Origin of the sequence: Stenotrophomonas sp. ZAC14D2_NAIMI4_6 (assembly GCF_003086875.1) — a bacterium.
GTDB lineage: Bacteria > Pseudomonadota > Gammaproteobacteria > Xanthomonadales > Xanthomonadaceae > Stenotrophomonas.
On sequence record NZ_CP025996.1, the window covers coordinates 265,127 to 283,236 of the forward strand.

Sequence of the window (18,110 nt, forward strand, 5' to 3'; positions counted from 1 at the left end):
GCCATGACCCCCATCGTCGAAACCGTGCCGCCCATCGAAGTGCGCATGGCCGAAATCGTCTTCCCCAACCACACCAACCACATGGGCACCCTGTTCGGTGGCCAGGCGCTGGCCTGGATGGACAAGGCCGCCTTCCTGGCCGCCGCCCGCTATTCGCGCCGCACCGTGGTGACCGCGCGCAGCGACCAGGTCGATTTCAAGCTGCCCATCCGCATCGGCCAGATGGTGGAAACCATCGGTCGCATCGTCGAAGTGGGCCGCAGTTCGATGAAGGTGGAAGTGGAGCTGATTGCCGAAGACCTGCACAGCGGCGAGCGCAAGCTGTGCACCCGCGGTCACTTCGTGATGATTGCGCTGGGTGAAGACGGCCAGCCGACCGCCGTGCCGCGCCTGCCCGAGGCTGTCTGAACCCGCGCTTGCGGGGGCGCCGCCGCGCCCCCATCTGGTCGGCATGACCCCGCCGCTGACCGATTTCATCGACCGCGCCCAGCGCCTGTTCGTGCTCACCGGCGCCGGCTGCAGCACCGCTTCCGGCATTCCCGATTACCGGGATACCGACGGCCAGTGGAAGCGCACCCCGCCGGTGACCTACCAGGCCTTCATGGGCGAGGCGGCCACCCGCCAGCGCTACTGGGCGCGCAGCCTGCTGGGCTGGCCGCGCTTCGGCCTGGCCCTGCCCAACGGCACCCACCAGGCGCTGGCCGCGCTGGAAGCACGCGGCACCCTGCAGGTGCTGCTGACCCAGAACGTGGATGGCCTGCACCAGCGTGCCGGCAGCACGAACGTGATCGATCTGCACGGGCGGCTGGACCTGGTGCGCTGCATGGGCTGCGAACGCCGTAGCGGGCGCGAGGATTTCCAGCAGCGCCTGCTGGACGCCAACCCGGGCTGGGACGCGCTGGAGGCCGGTATCGCCCCCGATGGCGATGCGGATCTGGAGACTGATTTTTCCGCGTTCGTGGTACCGGACTGCCCCTACTGCGGCGGCCTGCTGAAGCCAGATGTCGTCTTCTTCGGCGAAAACGTGCCGCGCGAACGGGTAGCGGCGGTGCATGAGCACCTGCAGCAGGCCGATGCGGTGCTGGTGGTGGGCTCCTCGCTGATGGTCTATTCCGGCTTCCGCTTCGTGCAGGCCGCGGCCAAGGCCGGCCTGCCGGTCGCGGCGCTGAACCGCGGTCGCACCCGCGCCGACGACCTGCTGCAGTTCAAGGATGAACGCGACTGCGCCGAGGCCCTGGCCGGCTTCGTCAGCCCGTAGAGTCGACTGTCAGTCGACTAGCGCGCGTAGCGCGGGCTGTTCAGCCATTTGGCCCGGTAGAGTCGACTGTCAGTCGACTACCGCGCGCAGGGGGGGTGTTCAGCCATGGCGCCAGGAGCAGTCGACTGACAGTCGACTCTACCGTCCACCCGCCCCCCCCGCGAAACAGCGATCCATCCAGACGGTTGATCCGCAGGCCGTGCAGCGGTGCAATACGCACCCCCTCCGTATGTCGCTATCGCCTTGAGCCAGTTGTTCTCGCCGGTCACCCTCGGCCCGCTTACCCTGTCCAACCGCATCGTGATCGCGCCGATGTGCCAGTACTCCGCCGAAGATGGCCGCGCCAGCGACTGGCATGCCCAGCATCTGGGCAACCTGGCGCAGTCCGGCGCCGGCCTGCTGATCCTGGAAGCGACCGCGGTGGAACCGCGCGGGCGCATCAGCTATGCCGACCTGGGGCTGTGGGACGACGGTACCGAAGCAGCGCTGGCGCAGGTGCTGGCCAGCGTGCGGCGCTGGTCGCCGATGCCGCTGGGCATCCAGCTGGGCCACGCCGGCCGCAAGGCCTCCACCGCACGCCCGTGGGACGGCGGCCGCCAGCTGCCGGCCGACGATGCCCGTGGCTGGCCCACCGTGGCTCCGTCGCCGCTGCCGTTCCATGCCAACGACCCGGCCCCGCAGGCGCTGGATGAAGCCGGCATTGCCGAGGTGGTGGCCGCCTTCGCCGCCAGCGCCGTGCGCGCCGAGCGCCTGGGCTTCGAGCTGATCGAAATCCACGCGGCCCACGGCTACCTGCTGCACCAGTTCCTGTCGCCGCTCAGCAACCGCCGCACCGACGGCTACGGCGGCTCGCTGCCGAACCGCCTGCGCCTGCTGGTGGAAGTGTTCGACGCGGTGCGTGAAGCGGTGTCGGACAAGGTGTCGGTTGGCGTGCGCATTTCCGCCAACGACTGGGTCGAAGGCGGCTGGGACGTGGTGCAGAGCGAAGCCCTGGCACAGGTGCTGGACGCGCGCGGCTGCAACTTCCTGCACGTGTCCAGCGGCGGCCTGGACGAGCGCCAGAAGATCAGCGTGGGCCCGGGCTACCAGGTGCCGTTCGCTGCGGCCATCAAGGCCAAGAAGCTGCGCATGCCGGTCATTGCGGTGGGCCTGATCACCGAGCCGGAACAGGCCGAATCGATCCTGCGCCACAACCAGGCCGATGCCATCGCCCTGGCCCGCGGCATCCTGTACGACCCGCGTTGGCCGTGGCATGCCGCTGCCGCGCTGGGCGACAGCGTGGTGCCGGCGCCGCAGTACCTGCGCTGCGAACCGCGCGAAGCACGCAACGTGTTCCGCCCGCGCTGAGGTCGGTCACACCTGCCAGGCCGGCGGCAGGCCGGCCTGCAGGTGCTCGAACAGGGCGCGGATGCGCGCGGTGAAATCGCGCCGGTCGCTTACGCAGAAGAACACATCCATCGGCTCCGGCTGCCACGCGCTGGCCGGGCCGAACACCGTCTGCAGCCGGCCATCGCGCAGGTACGGGTCGGCCACGAAGGCGGCCAGCCGGGTGATGCCGGCACCGGCGGCGGCCAGCTCGGCCAGCGCGTCGATGTCATCGCAGACCATGCTGGGCGGCAGCGCCGCGTCCACCCGCGCATCGCCACGCCGCAGGCCCCAGCGCAGCGGCCGGCCATCGGTGGGAAAGCGGTGCAGCAGGCCGCGGTGGTGCTGCAGCTCGGCCGGTTCCTGCGGCATGCCGTGCGCGGCCAGGTAGGCCGGGGCGGCGCAGAACAGGAACGGAATGCGCGCCAGCGGCCGCGCCACCAGCCCATCTTCCAGCTGCGCGCCGATGCGCAGGCTGACATCCACCGTTTCCGGACCGTGCTGTACCGCGCGATCGCTCAGGCGCAGTTCCAGCTGCAGTTGCGGGTAGCGCTGCTGCAGCGACGGCAGCAGCGGCGCCAGCACATGGCGGCCGAAGGCGCGGCTGCTGGCAATGCGCAGCGGCCCACTGGGCACGATGTCGTCGGCGGTCACCAGCGCCTGCGCACGGGCCAGGTCGGCCTCGATGTGCTGCACTTGGGCCAGGTAGAGCGCCCCGGCCTCGCTCAAGGCCAGTTGCCGCGTGCTGCGGTTGAGCAGGCGCACGCCCAGGTGGGTTTCCAGGCGCTGGATGTTCTGGCCCACGGCAGTGGCACTGATGCCCAGGCTGCGCGCGGCCGCGGCAATGCTGCCGGTCTGCGCGGTGCGGGTGAAGCTGCGGATGAGCTGCAACAGGTTCATGACCGGCCAGCTTGCCACGGAAACCGGCAAGCGTGGCTTGGGTCTGCCCCAAGCGCGGCGGGGCTGTGCACAGGCCGTCGCACCGCTAGCCTGCCGGCCCACTTCACCCGATGCGATGTGCGATGGCCCACCCCCGATCTCTCCGCTGGAAGCTGCACGCCCGCAGTACGCCGTTCGTGTTCGCCTTCTTCATGGCCAGCCTGATGGCGCTGCTGATGTGCCTGGTCATCACGGCGGCCAACGCCGGGCTGGGCAGCGGCTATCTGGCGCGGGTGCTGGCGGCCTACCAGATGGCGATGCCGGTGGCGTTCTGTGGTGTGCTGCTGGTGCGCCCGCTGGTGGTGCGCCTGGTGGCGTTGACGGTGCATCCGCACTGAAGATCGGTTGCATCTGACAGCATTGTGCACCGCCGCAGGGTGCTGCCCTAAACTTGGGCCATGCGACCCGATTCCATTCTTACCCTGTCCTGTCCCGACCGCACCGGCATCGTCTATCGCGTGTCGGGGCTGCTGTTCGACCACGGCTGCAACATCCTCGACGCCCAGCAGTTCGGCGATGAAGAGAGCGGCCGTTTCTTCCTGCGCGTGCACTTCGACCGCGACGCCGGCCTGCCGCTGGACACGGTGCATGGCGCCATGGCCGCGCTCGCCGCCGATTTCGGCATGGACTGGCAGCTGCATGACGGCCGCCGCCGCGCGCGCCTGCTGGTGCTGGTCAGCAAGCAGGGGCATTGCCTGAACGACCTGCTGTTCCGCGCGCACAGCGGGCAGCTGAAAGTGGATATCGCCGCGGTGGCGTCCAACCACGCCGACTTCGCGCCGCTGGCCGCGTCCTACCAGGTGCCGTTCCACCACCTGCCGGTGAACGCGGAAACGCGTGCGGTGCAGGAACAGCAGATCATCGATCTGGTCGACCGCGAGCGCATCGACCTGGTGGTGCTGGCGCGCTACATGCAAATTCTGTCGCCCACGCTGTGCCGCGCACTGGCCGGCCGTGCGATCAACATCCACCACAGCTTCCTGCCCAGCTTCAAGGGCGCGCAGCCGTACCACCAGGCGCACGCGCGAGGGGTCAAGATCATCGGTGCCACCGCGCACTACGTGACCGAAGACCTGGATGAAGGCCCGATCATCGAACAGGACGTGGCCCGCGTGGACCACGCCATGACCCCGCGCGACCTGGTGCGGCTGGGCAGCGATACCGAATCGCAGGTGCTGGCGCGGGCCGTGCGCCGCCATGTCGAGCACCGCATCCTGTTGAACGGGCACCGCACGGTGGTGTTCCGCTGACAGCGGGTTGCGTGGCCGCCGGGCATGGCCCGGCGCTACCGGTCATCCGTTGCCTTCCCGCTTTCATCCAATGAAAAGCCCCTGGTTCGGCCGTCCCGCGATCTGTAGGGGGGCGTACTGGAGGGGCTGGATGGCTCATTGTGTTGCCGTGGGAAGCGGCGCGCAAGCGGCAGATCCGACACGGCGACCGGGACGATCAGGTAGCGCCGGGCCATGCCCGGCGGGCGCACATCAGATGACTGCAATCCCCGCCTTGCCCAAGGCCTCGCGCACCATCGCGTCGTTGGCATCGGTCACCGGCTGGGTCAGCTCCCACAGGAACTTCACCCGGAATCCGGCCTTGGCCGCGTCCTGCGCGCTCCACAGCACGCAGTAGTCGCGCGCCAGGCCGCACACGTGTACTTCGCGGATGCGCCGCTCATGCAGCCAGCCGGCCAGGCCGGTGGCCGGGCGATCGCCATCGGGCCCGTGGTTTTCGCGGAAGGCGCTGTACGAATCCACCTGCGGGCGGGTGCCCTTGCGCAGGATCAGGTCGGCCACGTTCCAGTCCACGCCCGGGTGCAGCGCGGCGCCGTCGCTGCCCTGCACGCAGTGGTCGGGCCACAGCGTCTGCGGCTGCGCGTGCAGCAGGATGGTCTCGAACGGGCGCGTGCCGGGGTGCTGGCTGGCAAACGAGGCATGGCCGGCCGGGTGCCAGTCCTGGGTGGCCACCACCGTGCGATAGCGGCGCTGGGCCAGCAGCTCGGCAATCGGTGCCACCAGCGCATCGCCGTCGGCGCAGGCCAGCGCACCACCGGGCATGAAGTCCGGCTGCAGGTCGATCACCAGCAGGGCGACATCGGCGGGCAGGACGGTCATGGCAGTTCCACTACAACAGAAGGGGGCGACCAGCGTGGCCGCCCCGTACGCGCGCGTCAATCGCCCTTGGGCGCTTCCGCATCCTGCCCGTAGTACAGCAGGCCGATCTTGATGCGCTCGCGGCCGGTTTCGCGGCGGTGGCGGTTGGCATCGCGCAGCGAGTACACGCAGCCGCAGTATTCCTGCTGGTAGAACTGCTCGCGCTTGCTGATTTCCACCATGCGGCTGGCGCCGCCGCCCTTGCGCCAGTTGTAGTCCCAGTACTGCAGGCCTTCGTAGCGCGACGCGGCGCGGATGCCGCAGTCATTGATCTGCGCCATGTTCTTCCAGCGCGAAATGCCCAGCGACGAACTGATGGTGTCGTAGCCGTGCTCGTGCGCGTACAGCGCGGTGCGCTCGAAGCGCATGTCGAAGCACATGGTGCAGCGGATACCGCGCTCCGGCTCATTTTCCATGCCACGCGCACGGCTGAACCAGTTGTCGGTGTCGTAGTCGCAGTCGATGAACGGAATGCCGTGCTGCTCGGCGAAGCGGATGTTTTCCTGTTTGCGCAGCTCGTATTCCTTCACCGGGTGGATGTTGGGGTTGTAGAAGAAGATCGCGTAATCGATCCCGGAGGCGGTGATCGCCTCCATCACTTCACCCGAACACGGGGCACAGCAGGAATGCAGCAGCAGGCGCTTGCCGTCGGCGGGCAGGGTCAGGGTGGGGCGTTGAAGCTCGGTCATCGTCGGGTGCGTGGCAGCGTGGGGAACGGATCGGGCCGGACACCGTGAACAGGACGCACGCGGCCACCGCGCCCGCGCGCGCAGGACGACGATGGCCCCGGCACCCTCCCCGCGGAGAGTCCAGGTCGAATCAGGGGACGGTCGTGTCCCCCGGCCGGGGCCGGTATTCGGGCTGATGGACACGGGCCGCAGCCCACCTACTCCCTGCCGCTTCCCAGGCATGCGCCCAGTGCTGTTGGCAGGCTTCGTTTCCATTCACCGCTGCGGGGCAGCTCCGGAATGGGCGCGCCAGGCGCCTTCACCGGATTCCCGTTTAAATCCCTCCCTGCGCGTGAGCGCCTGGAGGGATACCTTCGGCGCGCCCACGGTGGACGCGTTGGCCGCGCCGGTCAAGGGGGGGGGGCAGATCCCGTTGCCAGGCAACGGGCTCTGACCCCATTGCTACGGCGCCGCGATGTAGCGCTGCCAAAGATGGTTCACCAGCTGCATCTGCGGGTCGTATTGGCGCTTGGCTTCAACGAATCGCTGCCACTGCGGGTAGGCGCGGCGGAACTGTTCGCGGGTGGCATGCGGGCGATAGGGCAGGTAGTAGCTGCCGCCGCAGTCCAGCGCGGCATCTATCAGCGCCCGCGTCCAGCCGGTGGCCAGGGTATCGCTCCACGGGAAGCGCCGCTGCTTGTGGTACAGCACGAAGCAGAACACCTCCTGGCGCGCCCACGCCAGCAGCGAAGTGGTATCGGCCGGCGCGTGCCGGATCGACACATTCAGTGCGTCCACATGGTGGTGTTGCAGGATCGCCGCCATGCGTGTGGCGAACGCCTGGAACTGCCGCACCGGAATGAAGTACTCCTGCAGCAGGTAGGTGGACATCGCGCGCGTGCGCGGCTCCAGCGAGGCCACGTCCAGGCTCGCTTCCAGGTTGCGGTGGATCACCCGCGGCTGCTGCAGCTGCTTCTGCACCACCGAACTGTCGCGCAGCTGCGCGCCGCCCGGCAGTTCGGACACCGCCCAGATCATGTTCTGTTCGTAGGCATAGCGGTCGCCCACCGGCACCAGCCGGCGGGTGTCGGTCAGCGCGGCGCTGCTGCGGCGCCAGGTCACCGTTACCGGGGCATCGAAACGTGGCGGCAGCAGATCGGCGTTGTGCATCAATGCATCGCCGCGCGACTGCACGTTGTCGGCGAACCACCGCGGGTAGTCGGCCAGCGCGACGCGTTGCATGTGCCGCGCCATGCGTGTGTTGTCGGCCAGGTCCAATTCCACCTCGCTCACTACGGCCAGCAGCCCGTAGCCGCCGATCACCGCGGCGAACAGGTCCGGGTGCTGGCTGCGCGATGTTTCCAGTACCTCGCCCGAACGCAGTACCACCTGCAATGCACGGATCGTCGCGGCCAGGCTGCCGTTGCCGACGTAGCGGCCATGGCAGTTCACGCCGACCGAGCCGCCTATGGTGAAGCTGCTGAAACTCTGCATCACCTTCACCGACAGGTCGTGCGGGTCCAGCAGGGCCTGCAGCTCGCGCCAGCGCATGCCGGCCTGCACGCGCACCACCTTGCCCGGCACATCCAGCCGCAGCAGCCGGTTGTGGCCGGTCATGTCCAGTTGCAGGGCGCCGCTGGCAGTGGTCTGCCCGCCCATGCTGAAGCGGCCACCGGCCACGCAGACCGGGCCACGGTGGCGCTGCAGCACGTCGACCAGCGGGCGCTGGCCGTCGATGCGGGTGATGCCCGCCAAGGCGGTGGGCTCGAGCTGGCTGATGTCGTTGCCGGTGGGGGCCTGCCCGGGTGAACAGGCGGTGGCGGCAGCAGCGGCGCCGCAGCCGGCAATGAAGGCGCGTCGGGTGGTCATGGGCAGTCCCTGCAGTCCGCTTCCTGGCCGCAGTGTGCATGCGGCACGTCGCCCGGCCAAGGGGGAATCGCGCTGACTGCGCAGCGGTTCTCAGGCCCTGAGAAGCCCCTGCGCCATACTGGAACCCATGCGGTGGACGGCATGCATGGGGGCAGGGCAGTGGCGGACAAATATTGCGATCTGGTCATGAAAGGCGGCATCACCAGCGGCATCGTGTATCCCAACGCGGTGCTGGCGCTGGCCCAGCAGTACCGCTTCAAGAGCATCGGCGGCACCTCGGCCGGGGCGATTGCCGCGGCGGTGGCTGCAGCGGCCGCGTATGGCGACCGCCGCCAGCAGGCCGGCGAAACGCTGCCCGGTGAGGCGGGCTACGGTGGGCTGTCGGCGGTGTCGGCGCAGTTGTCGCGGCGCGGCTTCATCTACGGGTTGTTCCAGCCCGCGCGCGGCGCGCGTTCGGCGTACCGGTTGCTGGTGGTGCTGACCGGCAAGGCGCGCTGGCCGCGCAAGCTGCTGTGCCTGGCCGTGGCCGTGTTCACCATCGCGCCGCTGGAAGTGCTGGTGTCGCTGGCCCTGCTGCTGGCGCTGGGCGGCTGGGGCGGCGGCTGGAGCGGTGTGGCGGCTACCCTGCTGCCGTCGCTGCTGTGCGCCTATGGCGCCGGTGTGGCCGGTGCAGCGCTGCGCGTGGCCCGTGTCGCTCGGCGCAATCTGCTGGGCCTGTGCAGTGGGCTGGGGCGCGATCCGCAGACCCCGGCGCTGACCGATTGGCTGCACGCGCGCCTGCAGCAGTTGGCGGGCAAGCCGCTGGACGCCCCGCTCACCTTCGCCGATCTGCACGATGCACCGCGTTATGCCGGCGAACCGCACAGCCCGCAGGCCATCAGCCTGCAGATGATCACCACCTGCGTGTCCCACAACGAACCGCGCACCCTGCCGCTGGGCGGGGCGCAGTTCTGGTTCCTGCGCGAGGAATTCGCCCAGTTGTTCCCTGCCAGTGTGGTGGATTGGCTGGTGCAGCAGGCCGGTGCGCCGCTGCAGGTGGACGGGCGCCAGTACTACCATCTGCCGCAGGGCGCGCAGTTGCCGGTGCTGGTGGCCACACGCATGAGCCTCAGCTTCCCGCTGCTGATCAGCGCCGTGCCGCTGCACGAACCCGCCCGCCGCGAGCGCCGCTGCGAACCGGCGGCAGCGCCGGCCACGCAGGAGCACAACGTGGCCGACAGCATGGAAGGGCTGACCAGCGCCGGCCAGGCATGCGGCCCGGTGATCACCGCCTTCCGCGTGTGCTGGTTCTCCGATGGCGGCATCAGCAGCAACTTCCCCATCCACCTGTTCGACGCGGCAATGCCGCGCTGGCCCACGTTCGCCATCAACCTGGTGTACCCGCAGCACGCTGAAGAAGTCAGCCACGGCGGCAGTACGCGCGCGGCCCTGGAAAAGTCGGTGTTCCTGCCCACCGGCAACCGCCATGGCTGGCAGCGCCACTACCAGTCCATCGCCACGCCGCTGGCTGCCGGTGAACTGGGCCGCTTCCTGTTCGCCGTGGTGGCCACCATGCAGAACTGGCGCGACCTGCTGCAGGCGCGCGCGCCGGGCTACCGCGACCGCATCGTGCACGTCAGCCTGCAGGGCGACGAAGGCGGCATGAACCTGGACATGCCGCAGGACGTGCTGACCCGCATCGCCGACAAGGGCAGCCTGGCCGGCGCGCGCTTCTGTGCGTTTTCGTTCGAGAACCACTACTGGATCCGCTGGCGCAACCTGGCGTCGGCCTACCAGCGCTACACGCTGGAAGTGGCGCGCACCGACGACCCGGCGCAGCAGGTACTGGCCTACCGCGCCGCGTATTCCACCGTTGCCGTGGGTGAGCCGGCGCCGCCGTCGTACAAGCTGGGTTCGGAAGACAAGCGCCAAGCGTCGCAGCAGTTGTGGGGGCTGATGGTGGAACAGGGCCGCACCTGGGAAGACCTGGGCCCGGACCTGACCGACGGCGCACCGCGTCCGCTGCCGCAGATGAAGGTGACACCGATTTACTGAGCGCGATCGATACAATCGTGCTTCATGCTGCAAGGAGCTGTGGATGTCTGCCCGCCAGGAACTGCTGGATCTGCTTGAACGCCTCGATGCCCGCGACCCGGAGCACCTGCCGGTGGTGCCACTGGCCGCGTACTTCGAAGGCAATGATTTCGAAGAATGCATCGCGCCCAACCAATGGGGTTTCGGCCGCCCGCCGATTGCCGAGCTGTACGCGCGCCTGGCCGTGATTGCCGAAAAGCCCGAAGTGGAAGGTGTGTACGTCGGCCTGCACCAGGACTGGGGCAGCGCATTGGAAGACGACAGCGAATGGCCTGCTGCCGAGAACGTGCATGTGCTGACCCGCGCCGACGTCGAGACCGTAGAAGGGTGGCTGCAGGGTCTGGAATGCGACGGCGTGGGCGAAGGCTGGCCCTACGGCCAGCACATCGACGCCCCCGTACCCTCGGAAGGCCACCGCGTGCTGACCGTGTATTGGGATTAGTAGATCCACGCCATGCGTGGATGCATTCCGCGCACGGCCAGAGCGTGCCCACCAAGGTGGGCACCTACCTGTTGCTTCAGTCGAGCATGGCTCGACTCTACAGGGGTGCAGGGCGCAGCCCTGCCGAGAACCTATCTCCCCGGCAACTGCACGAACGCGCGCTGCATGCAGTCCTCGCGCGGACACACCCGGCAACCCGGCCCGATCGACACCGAATTTCCCGGGCTCTGCACATCCAGCCCCAGGGAATACACCAGCCGCTCGGCATGCTGCAGGTCGCAGCCCAGCGCCACCGCGAAGGTCTTGCGCGGCTGGCCATGCCCCACCGGCCCACTGCTGACCTGCCGCGCCAGCCAGAAATGGCGACGCCCATCGGGCATGCGCGCGGTCTGCGTCAGGATGCGCCCGGGCTGGTTGAACGCCTCGTAGACGATCCACAGCGGGCACGAACCGCCCACCTGTGAGAAATGGAAATCGGTGGCCGAATGGCGCTTGGACACATTGCCGGCACGGTCCACGCGGATGAAGAAGAACGGCAGCCCGGGCGCACTGCGCCGTGCCAGCGTGCTCAGCCGGTGGCAGACCGCTTCGAATCCCACGCCGAACTGGTGCGCCAGCAGTTCAATGTCGTAGCTGCTGGCTTCGGCCGCGCGCAGGAAGCGCATGTACGGCATCACCAGCGCACCGGCGAAGTAGTTGGAAAGGCCGATCCGCGCCTGCGCGATACGCGCGTCATCGTGGAAGCCCGCGCGCGCCACCACGGCATCGATCTGCGGCAGGTAGCCGCGCAGGGCCAGCTCGGCCGCCATCTGGAACGCCTGCTGGCCCGGTTCCAGATAATCCGGCAGCCACAGCGTGCGGCTGCCGGCGTCGTACTGGCGCTTCTCGCGCCCGGCCTGCAGCGCGGCCACTTCCACCAGTACGCCGTGGCGGTCGGCCAGCAGCTGGCGCAGGCGCGGCGCCACGTGGCCCGGTGCCAGCCCCCATTCGGCGAACAGGCGCTCGGCCAGTTCGTCCAGTTCGGGAATGTGGTTGTGCATGCGGTTGAAGAACTCGCGCACCTGGTCACCGGCCGGCAGGATGCTGCCGGCGCCGGGCTCACCCAGCTGGAACTCCAGTGCGGCGGCATGCTCGCGCAGGGCCAGGTGGCGGCGGTGCAGGTCCAGCAGGGCGCGGCTGACCTGCGGCAGGTTGCCGGCCAGTGCCCGCAGCTCGGTGGCACTGACATCGGCCAGGCCCAGGTCGCGCAGGGTTTCGCCCAGCGACTCCTGCAGTGCAGCGGGCTCATCGTCGTCGAACAGGGCGGAAACATCGCCCAATACCTCGCCCAGCTTCTGCTGTACGGCCGGCGTCAGCGGGCGCTTGTTGCGCTCGATCTGGTTCAGGTAGCTGGCCGACAGGCCCAAGGCGCGGGCCAGATCCACCTGGCTGTAGCCGCGCTGCTCGCGCAGCCGCAGCAGGCGCAGGCCCAATTGGCGCTGGGAGGGCTGGAAATTCACAGAATTAACAGGAATCGTCTGGCGTGTTGGCCAGATTAAGCGGATTCAGGCCGGAAATCGAGGTGGGTGCTGTGAATAATGCCAAGCATCTTTCGAGCCCGTGGGATTGTCGTCATGACTGTTGCAGCGCCCCGTATCCGCATGCTGATCGATGGCCAGTTCATCGAATCGGCCACCTCCCACTGGCAGGACGTGGTCAACCCGGCCACCCAGGACGTGCTGGCGCAGGTGCCGTTCGCCACCACCAGCGAAGTGGATGCCGCCGTGGCCGCCGCCAAGGAAGCCTTCAAGACCTGGCGCAAGACCCCGATCGGTACCCGCGCGCGCATCTTCCTGAAGTACCAGCAGCTGATCCGCGAAAACATGAGCGAGCTGGCCCACATCCTCACCGCCGAACAGGGCAAGACCCTGCCCGACGCCGAAGGTGATGTGTTCCGCGGCCTGGAAGTGGTCGAGCACGCCGCCGCCATCGGCAACCTGCAGCTGGGCGAGCTGGCCAACAACGTGGCCAATGGCGTGGATACCTACACGATCATGCAGCCGCTGGGCGTGTGCGCCGGCATCACCCCGTTCAACTTCCCGGCGATGATTCCGCTGTGGATGTTCCCGATGGCGATTGCAACGGGCAACACCTTCATCCTCAAGCCGTCCGAGCAGGACCCGATGGTGACCATGCGCCTGGTCGAACTGGCGCTGGAAGCCGGCATTCCCAAGGGCGTGCTGAACGTGGTGCACGGTGGCGAAGAAGTGGTCAACGCGATCTGCGACCACCCGGACATCAAGGCCGTGTCGTTCGTTGGTTCCACCCGCGTCGGCACCCACGTCTACAACCGTGCCTCGCTGGCCGGCAAGCGCGTGCAGTGCATGATGGGCGCCAAGAACCACGCCGTGGTGCTGCCGGACGCCAACAAGGAACAGACCCTCAACGCGATGGTCGGCGCCGCCTTCGGTGCGGCCGGCCAGCGCTGCATGGCCGCCTCCACCCTGGTGCTGGTGGGTGAGGCGCGCGGCTGGGTGCAGGACCTGGTGGCCAAGGCGCAGACCCTGAAGGTCAGCGGTGGCACCGTGGCCGGCACCGATGTCGGCCCGGTCATTTCCTGCAGCGCCCGCGAGCGCGTGGAAGGCCTGATCGCCTCGGGCGTGGAGCAGGGTGCCAAGCTGGTGCTCGATGGCCGCAAGCCGCAGGTGGATGGCTTTGAGAAGGGCAACTTCGTCGGCCCGACCATCTTTGCCGGTGTCACCACCGACATGCGCATCTACCAGGAAGAAATCTTCGGGCCGGTGCTGGTGATCCTGGAAGCGGAAACGCTGGAAGACGCCATCGCGATGGTCAACGGCAACCCCAACGGCAACGGCACCGCACTGTTCACCCAGTCCGGCGCGGCCGCGCGCAAGTTCCAGGAAGACATCGACGTGGGCCAGGTCGGCATCAACGTGCCGATTCCGGTGCCGGTGCCGCTGTTCTCGTTCACCGGTTCGCGCGCGTCCAAGCTGGGCGACCTGGGCCCGTACGGCAAGCAGGTGGTGCTGTTCTACACCCAGACCAAGACCGTCACCGCACGCTGGTTCGATGACGAGACGCTGAGCCACGGCGTCAACACCACCATCAGCCTGAAGTAAGGGCGGGAGCAGCCATGAGCCACTCGATGACGACGGACCAGGAAGAAGCGCAGCAGGCGTACCGCGAAGCCGCGCGTGACTTCGCACAGGCCGAACTGGCGCCGCACGCCGCGCGATGGGATGCGGAGGGCATCTTTCCGCGCGAGGCGATCGCCAAGGCCGGTGAACTGGGCTTCTGCGGTCTGTACATGGACCCGGAAGTGGGCGGCAGCGGCCTGAGCCGTCTGGACGCCGCCGTCGTCATCGAGGAGCTCGCCAACGTCGATCCGTCGACTGCGGCGTACATCAGCATCCACAACATGGCCTCGTGGATGGTGTCCAAGTGGGGCCAGGACGCACTGCGTGATGCGTGGGGCGCCGATCTGTCGTCGGGTAGCAAGCTGGCCTCGTACTGCCTGACCGAGCCGGGCGCCGGCTCCGACGCCGCCTCGCTGAAGACCACGGCGGTGCGCGATGGCGACGACTATGTGCTGAACGGTTCCAAGGCCTTCATTTCCGGCGCCGGTGCCACCGAGCTGCTGGTGGTGATGGCGCGTACCGGCGGTGCCGGTGCCGGCGGCGTCAGCGCCATCGCGGTGCCGGCCGACCTGCCGGGCATCAGCTATGGCCGCAAGGAAGAGAAGATGGGCTGGAACAGCCAGCCCACCCGTGGCATCACCTTCGAAAACGTGCGCGTGCCGGTCAGCCACCTTCTGGGAGAGGAAGGCGGCGGCTTCAAGCTGGCGATGAAGGGGCTGGACGGCGGCCGCATCAACATCGCCGCCTGCTCGCTGGGTGCGGCGCAGGGCGCGCTGGATGCTGCACGCCGCTACATGGGCGAGCGCCGCCAGTTCGGCAAGGCGCTGGCCGATTTCCAGGCCCTGCAGTTCAAGCTGGCCGACATGGCCATTGAACTGGTGGCCGCGCGGCAGATGGTGCATTCGGCCGCGCGCAAGCTCGACGCCGGCGCCAGCGACGCCAACGTGTGGTGTGCAATGGCCAAGCGCTTCGCCACCGATGCCGGTTTCAAGATCTGCAACGAAGCGCTGCAGATCCACGGCGGCTACGGCTACATCCGCGAATACCCGATCGAGCGCCTGCTGCGCGACAGCCGCGTGCACCAGATCCTGGAAGGCACCAACGAGATCATGCGGGTGATCGTGGCCCGCCACCTGCTCAACACCGAAGAGGAACTGCGATGAAGGATTGGCGTACCCAGGAACACGTGGGCCTGAAGGTCGAGGCCGATGGCCACACCGCCGTGGTGACCCTGCACAACCCGCCGGCGCACACCTGGACCGTGCACAGCCTGGCTGCGCTGCGCGACCTGGTGGGCGCGCTCAACGCAGACCGCGAGATCTACGCCCTGGTGATCACCGGTGACGGCGAGAAGTTCTTCTCCGCCGGCGCCGACCTCAACCAGTTCGCATCGGGCGACAAGGCCGCTGCACGCGAAGCCGCGCGTCGTTTTGGCGAAGCCTTCGAAGCGCTGTCGGCCTTCCGTGGCGTGTCCATCGCTGCCATCAACGGCTACGCCATGGGCGGCGGCCTGGAATGCGCGCTGGCCTGCGATCTGCGCATCATCGAAGACCACGCCCAGGTCGCACTGCCGGAGGCCACCGTCGGCCTGCTGCCGTGCGCCGGTGGCACCCAGAACCTGCCGCGCCTGGTCGGCGAGGGCTGGGCCAAGCGCATGATCCTGCTGGGTGAGCGCATCAATGCCGACACCGCACTGCGCATTGGCCTGGCCGAAGAAAAGGTCGGCAAGGGCGAATCCAAGGCATTGGCGCTGGAATGGGCGAAGAAGGCCGGCAAGCAGAGCCCGACCAGCATCGCCGCCTGCAAGACCCTGGTGCAGTCCACCCGTACCGGCAGCCACGCCGCGGCGCTGGTGGCCGAGCGCGAAGCCTTCGTCGATCTGTTCGACACGGCGGACCAGGTCGAGGGCGTGACCGCCTTCCTGGAAAAGCGCGCCGCGCAGTGGAAGAACGCATGAGCACCGACACCGTCGCCGACGAAGCACCGGTGCTGTTCGAAGCGCGCGTGGCCGGCAACGGCACGCGCATCGGCATTGCCACGCTGAACGCGCCGCGCACGCTCAACGGCTTCTCGCTGCCGATGGCGCACCTGCTGCTGAAGCAGCTCAACGCCTGGGCCGAGGATGACAGTATCGCGATGGTGGTGCTGCAGGGCGCTGGCGAAAAGGCCTTCTGCGCCGGTGGTGACCTGCACAGCCTGCACAAGGCCATGGTCGCCTTCCGCGACGCCGGCCACCGCGATATCCGCGACAACGCCTACGCTGCTGAATTCTTCGACGTCGAATACCGCGTCGATTACCTCATCCACACCTATCCCAAGCCGATCCTGTGCTGGGGCCATGGCATCGTGATGGGTGGGGGCATCGGCCTGATGTCCGGCGCCAGCCACCGCGTGGTCAGCGAGCGATCCAAGCTGGCCTTCCCGGAAATCACCGTGGGCCTGTTCCCCGATGTGGGTGGCAGCTGGCTGCTGCCGCGCGTGCCGGGCAGGGCCGGCCTGTTCCTGGCCCTGACCGGTGCGCTGTTGAACCCGGGCGATGCCATCTATGCCGGCCTGGCCGATCTGCACGTGGCCGAGGAGCGTCGCAGTGCGGTGTTCGACGCGCTGCTGCAGGTGGCATGGTCGAGCGATGCCGCACACAACCACGAACGCCTGAGCCAGCTGCTGCAGTCGCATGCCAGCGATGCCGCCACCGGCCCGCTGCTGGCCAATGCCGCGACGGTCGATGCGCTGTGCGAAGGCGATGATCTGCCCGTGATCATCAATCGCATCAGCACGCTGCAGACCGACGATGCCTGGTTGCAGACGGCGCAGAAGACGCTCGCCGCCGGTGCACCCGGTTCGGCGCGGCTGGCCTTCGAACTGCAGCGGCACAGCGCCGGCCAGGACCTGGCCAGCGTCTATCGCCTGGAATACATCACCGCACTGCACTGCGCCGCCGATGGCGATTTCGCCGAAGGCATCCGCGCGCTGCTGATCGACAAGGACCGCAACCCGCAGTGGAACCCGGCCACCCTGGCCGAGGCCACCACCGCCTGGGCCGACACCTTCTTCGTTTCCCCCTGGGCCGACGCCGCGCATCCGCTGGCCGACCTGGGTACCCCCATGGCTGAAAGGAGCCTTGCATGAGCCGCATTGCATTCATCGGGTTGGGCAACATGGGTGGCCCGATGGCCGCCAACCTGGTCAAGAACGGCCACAGCGTACGCGTGTTCGATCTGGTGCCGGCCGCCGTGCAGGCGGCGGTCGATGCCGGTGCCAGTGCCGCCGCGTCGGCGCGCGAGACCCTGGCCGATGCCGAGGTCGTGATCTCGATGCTGCCGGCCAGCCGCCATGTCGAGGGCGTGTACCTGGGTGACGATGGCATCCTGGCCGCCATTCCGGCCGGCGCGCTGGTCATCGACTGCAGCACGATCGCCCCGGCCAGTGCGCGCAAGGTGTCCGAAGCCGCCGCCGCACGCGGCCTGCAGATGATCGATGCGCCGGTTTCGGGCGGTACCGCCGGTGCCCAGGCCGGCACCCTTACCTTCATCGTCGGTGGCGAAGAGGACGCGCTGGAGCGCGCCCGCCCGGTGCTGCAGGCGATGGGCAAGAACATCTTCCACGTGGGCGCCAGCGGTGCCGGCCAGGTCGCCAAGCTGTGCAACAACATGGCGCTGGGCGTGATCATGGCGGTGACCGGCGAAGCCATCGCGCTGGGCGTGGCGCACGGCCTGGACCCGAAGGTGCTGTCGCAGATGATGGCGGTCAGCACCGGCCGCAGCTGGGCCACCGAAGTGTGCAACCCGTGGCCGGGCGTGCTGGAAAATGCGCCGGCGTCGCGCGGTTACAGCGGCGGCTTCGGCAGCGATCTGATGCTGAAGGACATGGGCCTGGCCGTGGAAGCGGCGATGAGCGTTGGCGCCTCGATCCCGCTGGGCGAAGTGGCCCGCAACCTGTACTCGATGAACCACCAGGCCGGCCGCGGTAAGCTGGATTTCTCCAGCGTGGTGCAGCTCATTACCAGCGACAAATAAGCGAATGCGTCCCCGGCCCTGTGCCGGGGCCCACCCGAGGTGGGATGGGCGGATGCCCGGTTTCGACCGGCATCCGCCCATTTTATTTGACAAACGCCAATCCTCCTTGCGAGGATGTCCCGTGTCCTAGGACTCGGGACGGTGGCGGGGCGCCGAAATGAAAAGTCAAGATTTGGTTCTGCTATTCAAAATCCAC

17 protein-coding genes and 1 riboswitch are annotated in these 18,110 nt (G+C 68.2%); of the genes, 12 read left to right on the forward strand and 5 right to left on the reverse strand.

Features of this window, described 5'->3' with window-relative positions; translation table 11 throughout:
* Nucleotides 1-3: 3 nt before the first annotated feature.
* The 3 genes from C1933_RS01095 to C1933_RS01105 all read left to right on the forward strand — a co-directional run bounded on the left by C1933_RS01095 (nucleotide 4) and on the right by C1933_RS01105 (nucleotide 2,605).
* On the forward strand, nucleotides 4-408 hold the full coding sequence (locus C1933_RS01095) for an acyl-CoA thioesterase (RefSeq protein ID WP_049433141.1): 405 nt from the start codon (nucleotides 4-6) through the stop codon (nucleotides 406-408).
* A 43-nt stretch (nucleotides 409-451) separates the two neighbouring features.
* A complete protein-coding gene (locus C1933_RS01100; protein WP_108751841.1) occupies nucleotides 452-1,258 on the forward strand; it encodes an NAD-dependent protein deacetylase in 807 nt (268 codons plus the stop codon).
* 243 nt (nucleotides 1,259-1,501) lie between these two features.
* On the forward strand, nucleotides 1,502-2,605 hold the full coding sequence (locus tag C1933_RS01105; RefSeq protein ID WP_108751842.1) for an NADH:flavin oxidoreductase/NADH oxidase: 1,104 nt from the start codon (nucleotides 1,502-1,504) through the stop codon (nucleotides 2,603-2,605).
* Nucleotides 2,606-2,611: 6 nt separating this feature from the next.
* On the opposite strand, the gene C1933_RS01110 is transcribed toward C1933_RS01105, so the two are convergent.
* The gene (locus C1933_RS01110) at nucleotides 2,612-3,523 is read right to left on the reverse strand and encodes a LysR family transcriptional regulator (protein WP_108751843.1); all 912 of its coding nucleotides are present in this window, start codon (nucleotides 3,521-3,523) and stop codon (nucleotides 2,612-2,614) included.
* A gap of 122 nt (nucleotides 3,524-3,645) precedes the next feature.
* Between C1933_RS01110 and C1933_RS01115 the strand changes: the two genes are divergently transcribed.
* Together C1933_RS01115 and purU are read left to right on the forward strand one after the other, a co-directional pair.
* Nucleotides 3,646-3,900, forward strand: coding sequence for a DUF2798 domain-containing protein (locus C1933_RS01115; RefSeq protein WP_164274092.1), 255 nt, complete (start codon nucleotides 3,646-3,648; stop codon nucleotides 3,898-3,900).
* A gap of 60 nt (nucleotides 3,901-3,960) precedes the next feature.
* Complete coding sequence (purU, locus tag C1933_RS01120; RefSeq protein WP_108751845.1) at nucleotides 3,961-4,812, forward strand: formyltetrahydrofolate deformylase; 852 nt, start codon at nucleotides 3,961-3,963, stop codon at nucleotides 4,810-4,812.
* Between the two features lie 231 nt (nucleotides 4,813-5,043).
* Here the strand turns inward: purU and pncA are convergent, their stop codons facing one another.
* From pncA to C1933_RS01135, 3 genes are all read right to left on the reverse strand, one after another.
* Complete coding sequence (gene pncA, locus C1933_RS01125) at nucleotides 5,044-5,670, reverse strand: bifunctional nicotinamidase/pyrazinamidase (RefSeq protein ID WP_108751846.1); 627 nt, start codon at nucleotides 5,668-5,670, stop codon at nucleotides 5,044-5,046.
* A gap of 56 nt (nucleotides 5,671-5,726) precedes the next feature.
* Complete coding sequence (locus tag C1933_RS01130) at nucleotides 5,727-6,398, reverse strand: epoxyqueuosine reductase QueH (RefSeq protein WP_108751847.1); 672 nt, start codon at nucleotides 6,396-6,398, stop codon at nucleotides 5,727-5,729.
* Between the two features lie 140 nt (nucleotides 6,399-6,538).
* Nucleotides 6,539-6,756: riboswitch (cobalamin riboswitch) on the reverse strand.
* A gap of 83 nt (nucleotides 6,757-6,839) precedes the next feature.
* Nucleotides 6,840-8,246: an FAD-binding oxidoreductase gene (locus C1933_RS01135; protein WP_108751848.1), complete on the reverse strand. Its 1,407-nt coding sequence runs from the start codon at nucleotides 8,244-8,246 to the stop codon at nucleotides 6,840-6,842.
* Between the two features lie 141 nt (nucleotides 8,247-8,387).
* On the opposite strand from C1933_RS01135, the gene C1933_RS01140 reads away from it, so the two are divergent.
* Both C1933_RS01140 and C1933_RS01145 read left to right on the forward strand, forming a co-directional pair.
* Complete coding sequence (locus tag C1933_RS01140; protein WP_108754692.1) at nucleotides 8,388-10,280, forward strand: patatin-like phospholipase family protein; 1,893 nt, start codon at nucleotides 8,388-8,390, stop codon at nucleotides 10,278-10,280.
* Between the two features lie 43 nt (nucleotides 10,281-10,323).
* Entirely contained in the window at nucleotides 10,324-10,761 is a 438-nt protein-coding gene (locus tag C1933_RS01145; protein ID WP_108751849.1) for a hypothetical protein, read from the forward strand.
* Between the two features lie 131 nt (nucleotides 10,762-10,892).
* On the opposite strand, the gene C1933_RS01150 is transcribed toward C1933_RS01145, so the two are convergent.
* Nucleotides 10,893-12,260, reverse strand: a complete 1,368-nt coding sequence (locus C1933_RS01150; RefSeq protein WP_108751850.1) for a short-chain fatty acyl-CoA regulator family protein — start codon at nucleotides 12,258-12,260, stop codon at nucleotides 10,893-10,895.
* A 114-nt stretch (nucleotides 12,261-12,374) separates the two neighbouring features.
* On the opposite strand from C1933_RS01150, the gene C1933_RS01155 reads away from it, so the two are divergent.
* From C1933_RS01155 to mmsB, 5 genes are read left to right on the forward strand one after another with little or no spacing between them, the layout of a single operon-like run.
* The gene (locus tag C1933_RS01155; protein ID WP_108751851.1) at nucleotides 12,375-13,880 is read left to right on the forward strand and encodes a CoA-acylating methylmalonate-semialdehyde dehydrogenase; all 1,506 of its coding nucleotides are present in this window, start codon (nucleotides 12,375-12,377) and stop codon (nucleotides 13,878-13,880) included.
* Nucleotides 13,881-13,894: 14 nt separating this feature from the next.
* Entirely contained in the window at nucleotides 13,895-15,061 is a 1,167-nt protein-coding gene (locus C1933_RS01160) for an acyl-CoA dehydrogenase family protein (protein WP_108751852.1), read from the forward strand.
* A complete protein-coding gene (locus tag C1933_RS01165) occupies nucleotides 15,058-15,855 on the forward strand; it encodes an enoyl-CoA hydratase (protein WP_108751853.1) in 798 nt (265 codons plus the stop codon). Before C1933_RS01160 ends, C1933_RS01165 begins: the two co-directional genes overlap by 4 nt.
* Nucleotides 15,852-17,027: an enoyl-CoA hydratase/isomerase family protein gene (locus tag C1933_RS01170; RefSeq protein ID WP_108751854.1), complete on the forward strand. Its 1,176-nt coding sequence runs from the start codon at nucleotides 15,852-15,854 to the stop codon at nucleotides 17,025-17,027. Before C1933_RS01165 ends, C1933_RS01170 begins: the two co-directional genes overlap by 4 nt.
* Complete coding sequence (gene mmsB / locus C1933_RS01175) at nucleotides 17,024-17,914, forward strand: 3-hydroxyisobutyrate dehydrogenase (protein WP_108751855.1); 891 nt, start codon at nucleotides 17,024-17,026, stop codon at nucleotides 17,912-17,914. Before C1933_RS01170 ends, mmsB begins: the two co-directional genes overlap by 4 nt.
* Nucleotides 17,915-18,110 lie beyond the last annotated feature (196 nt).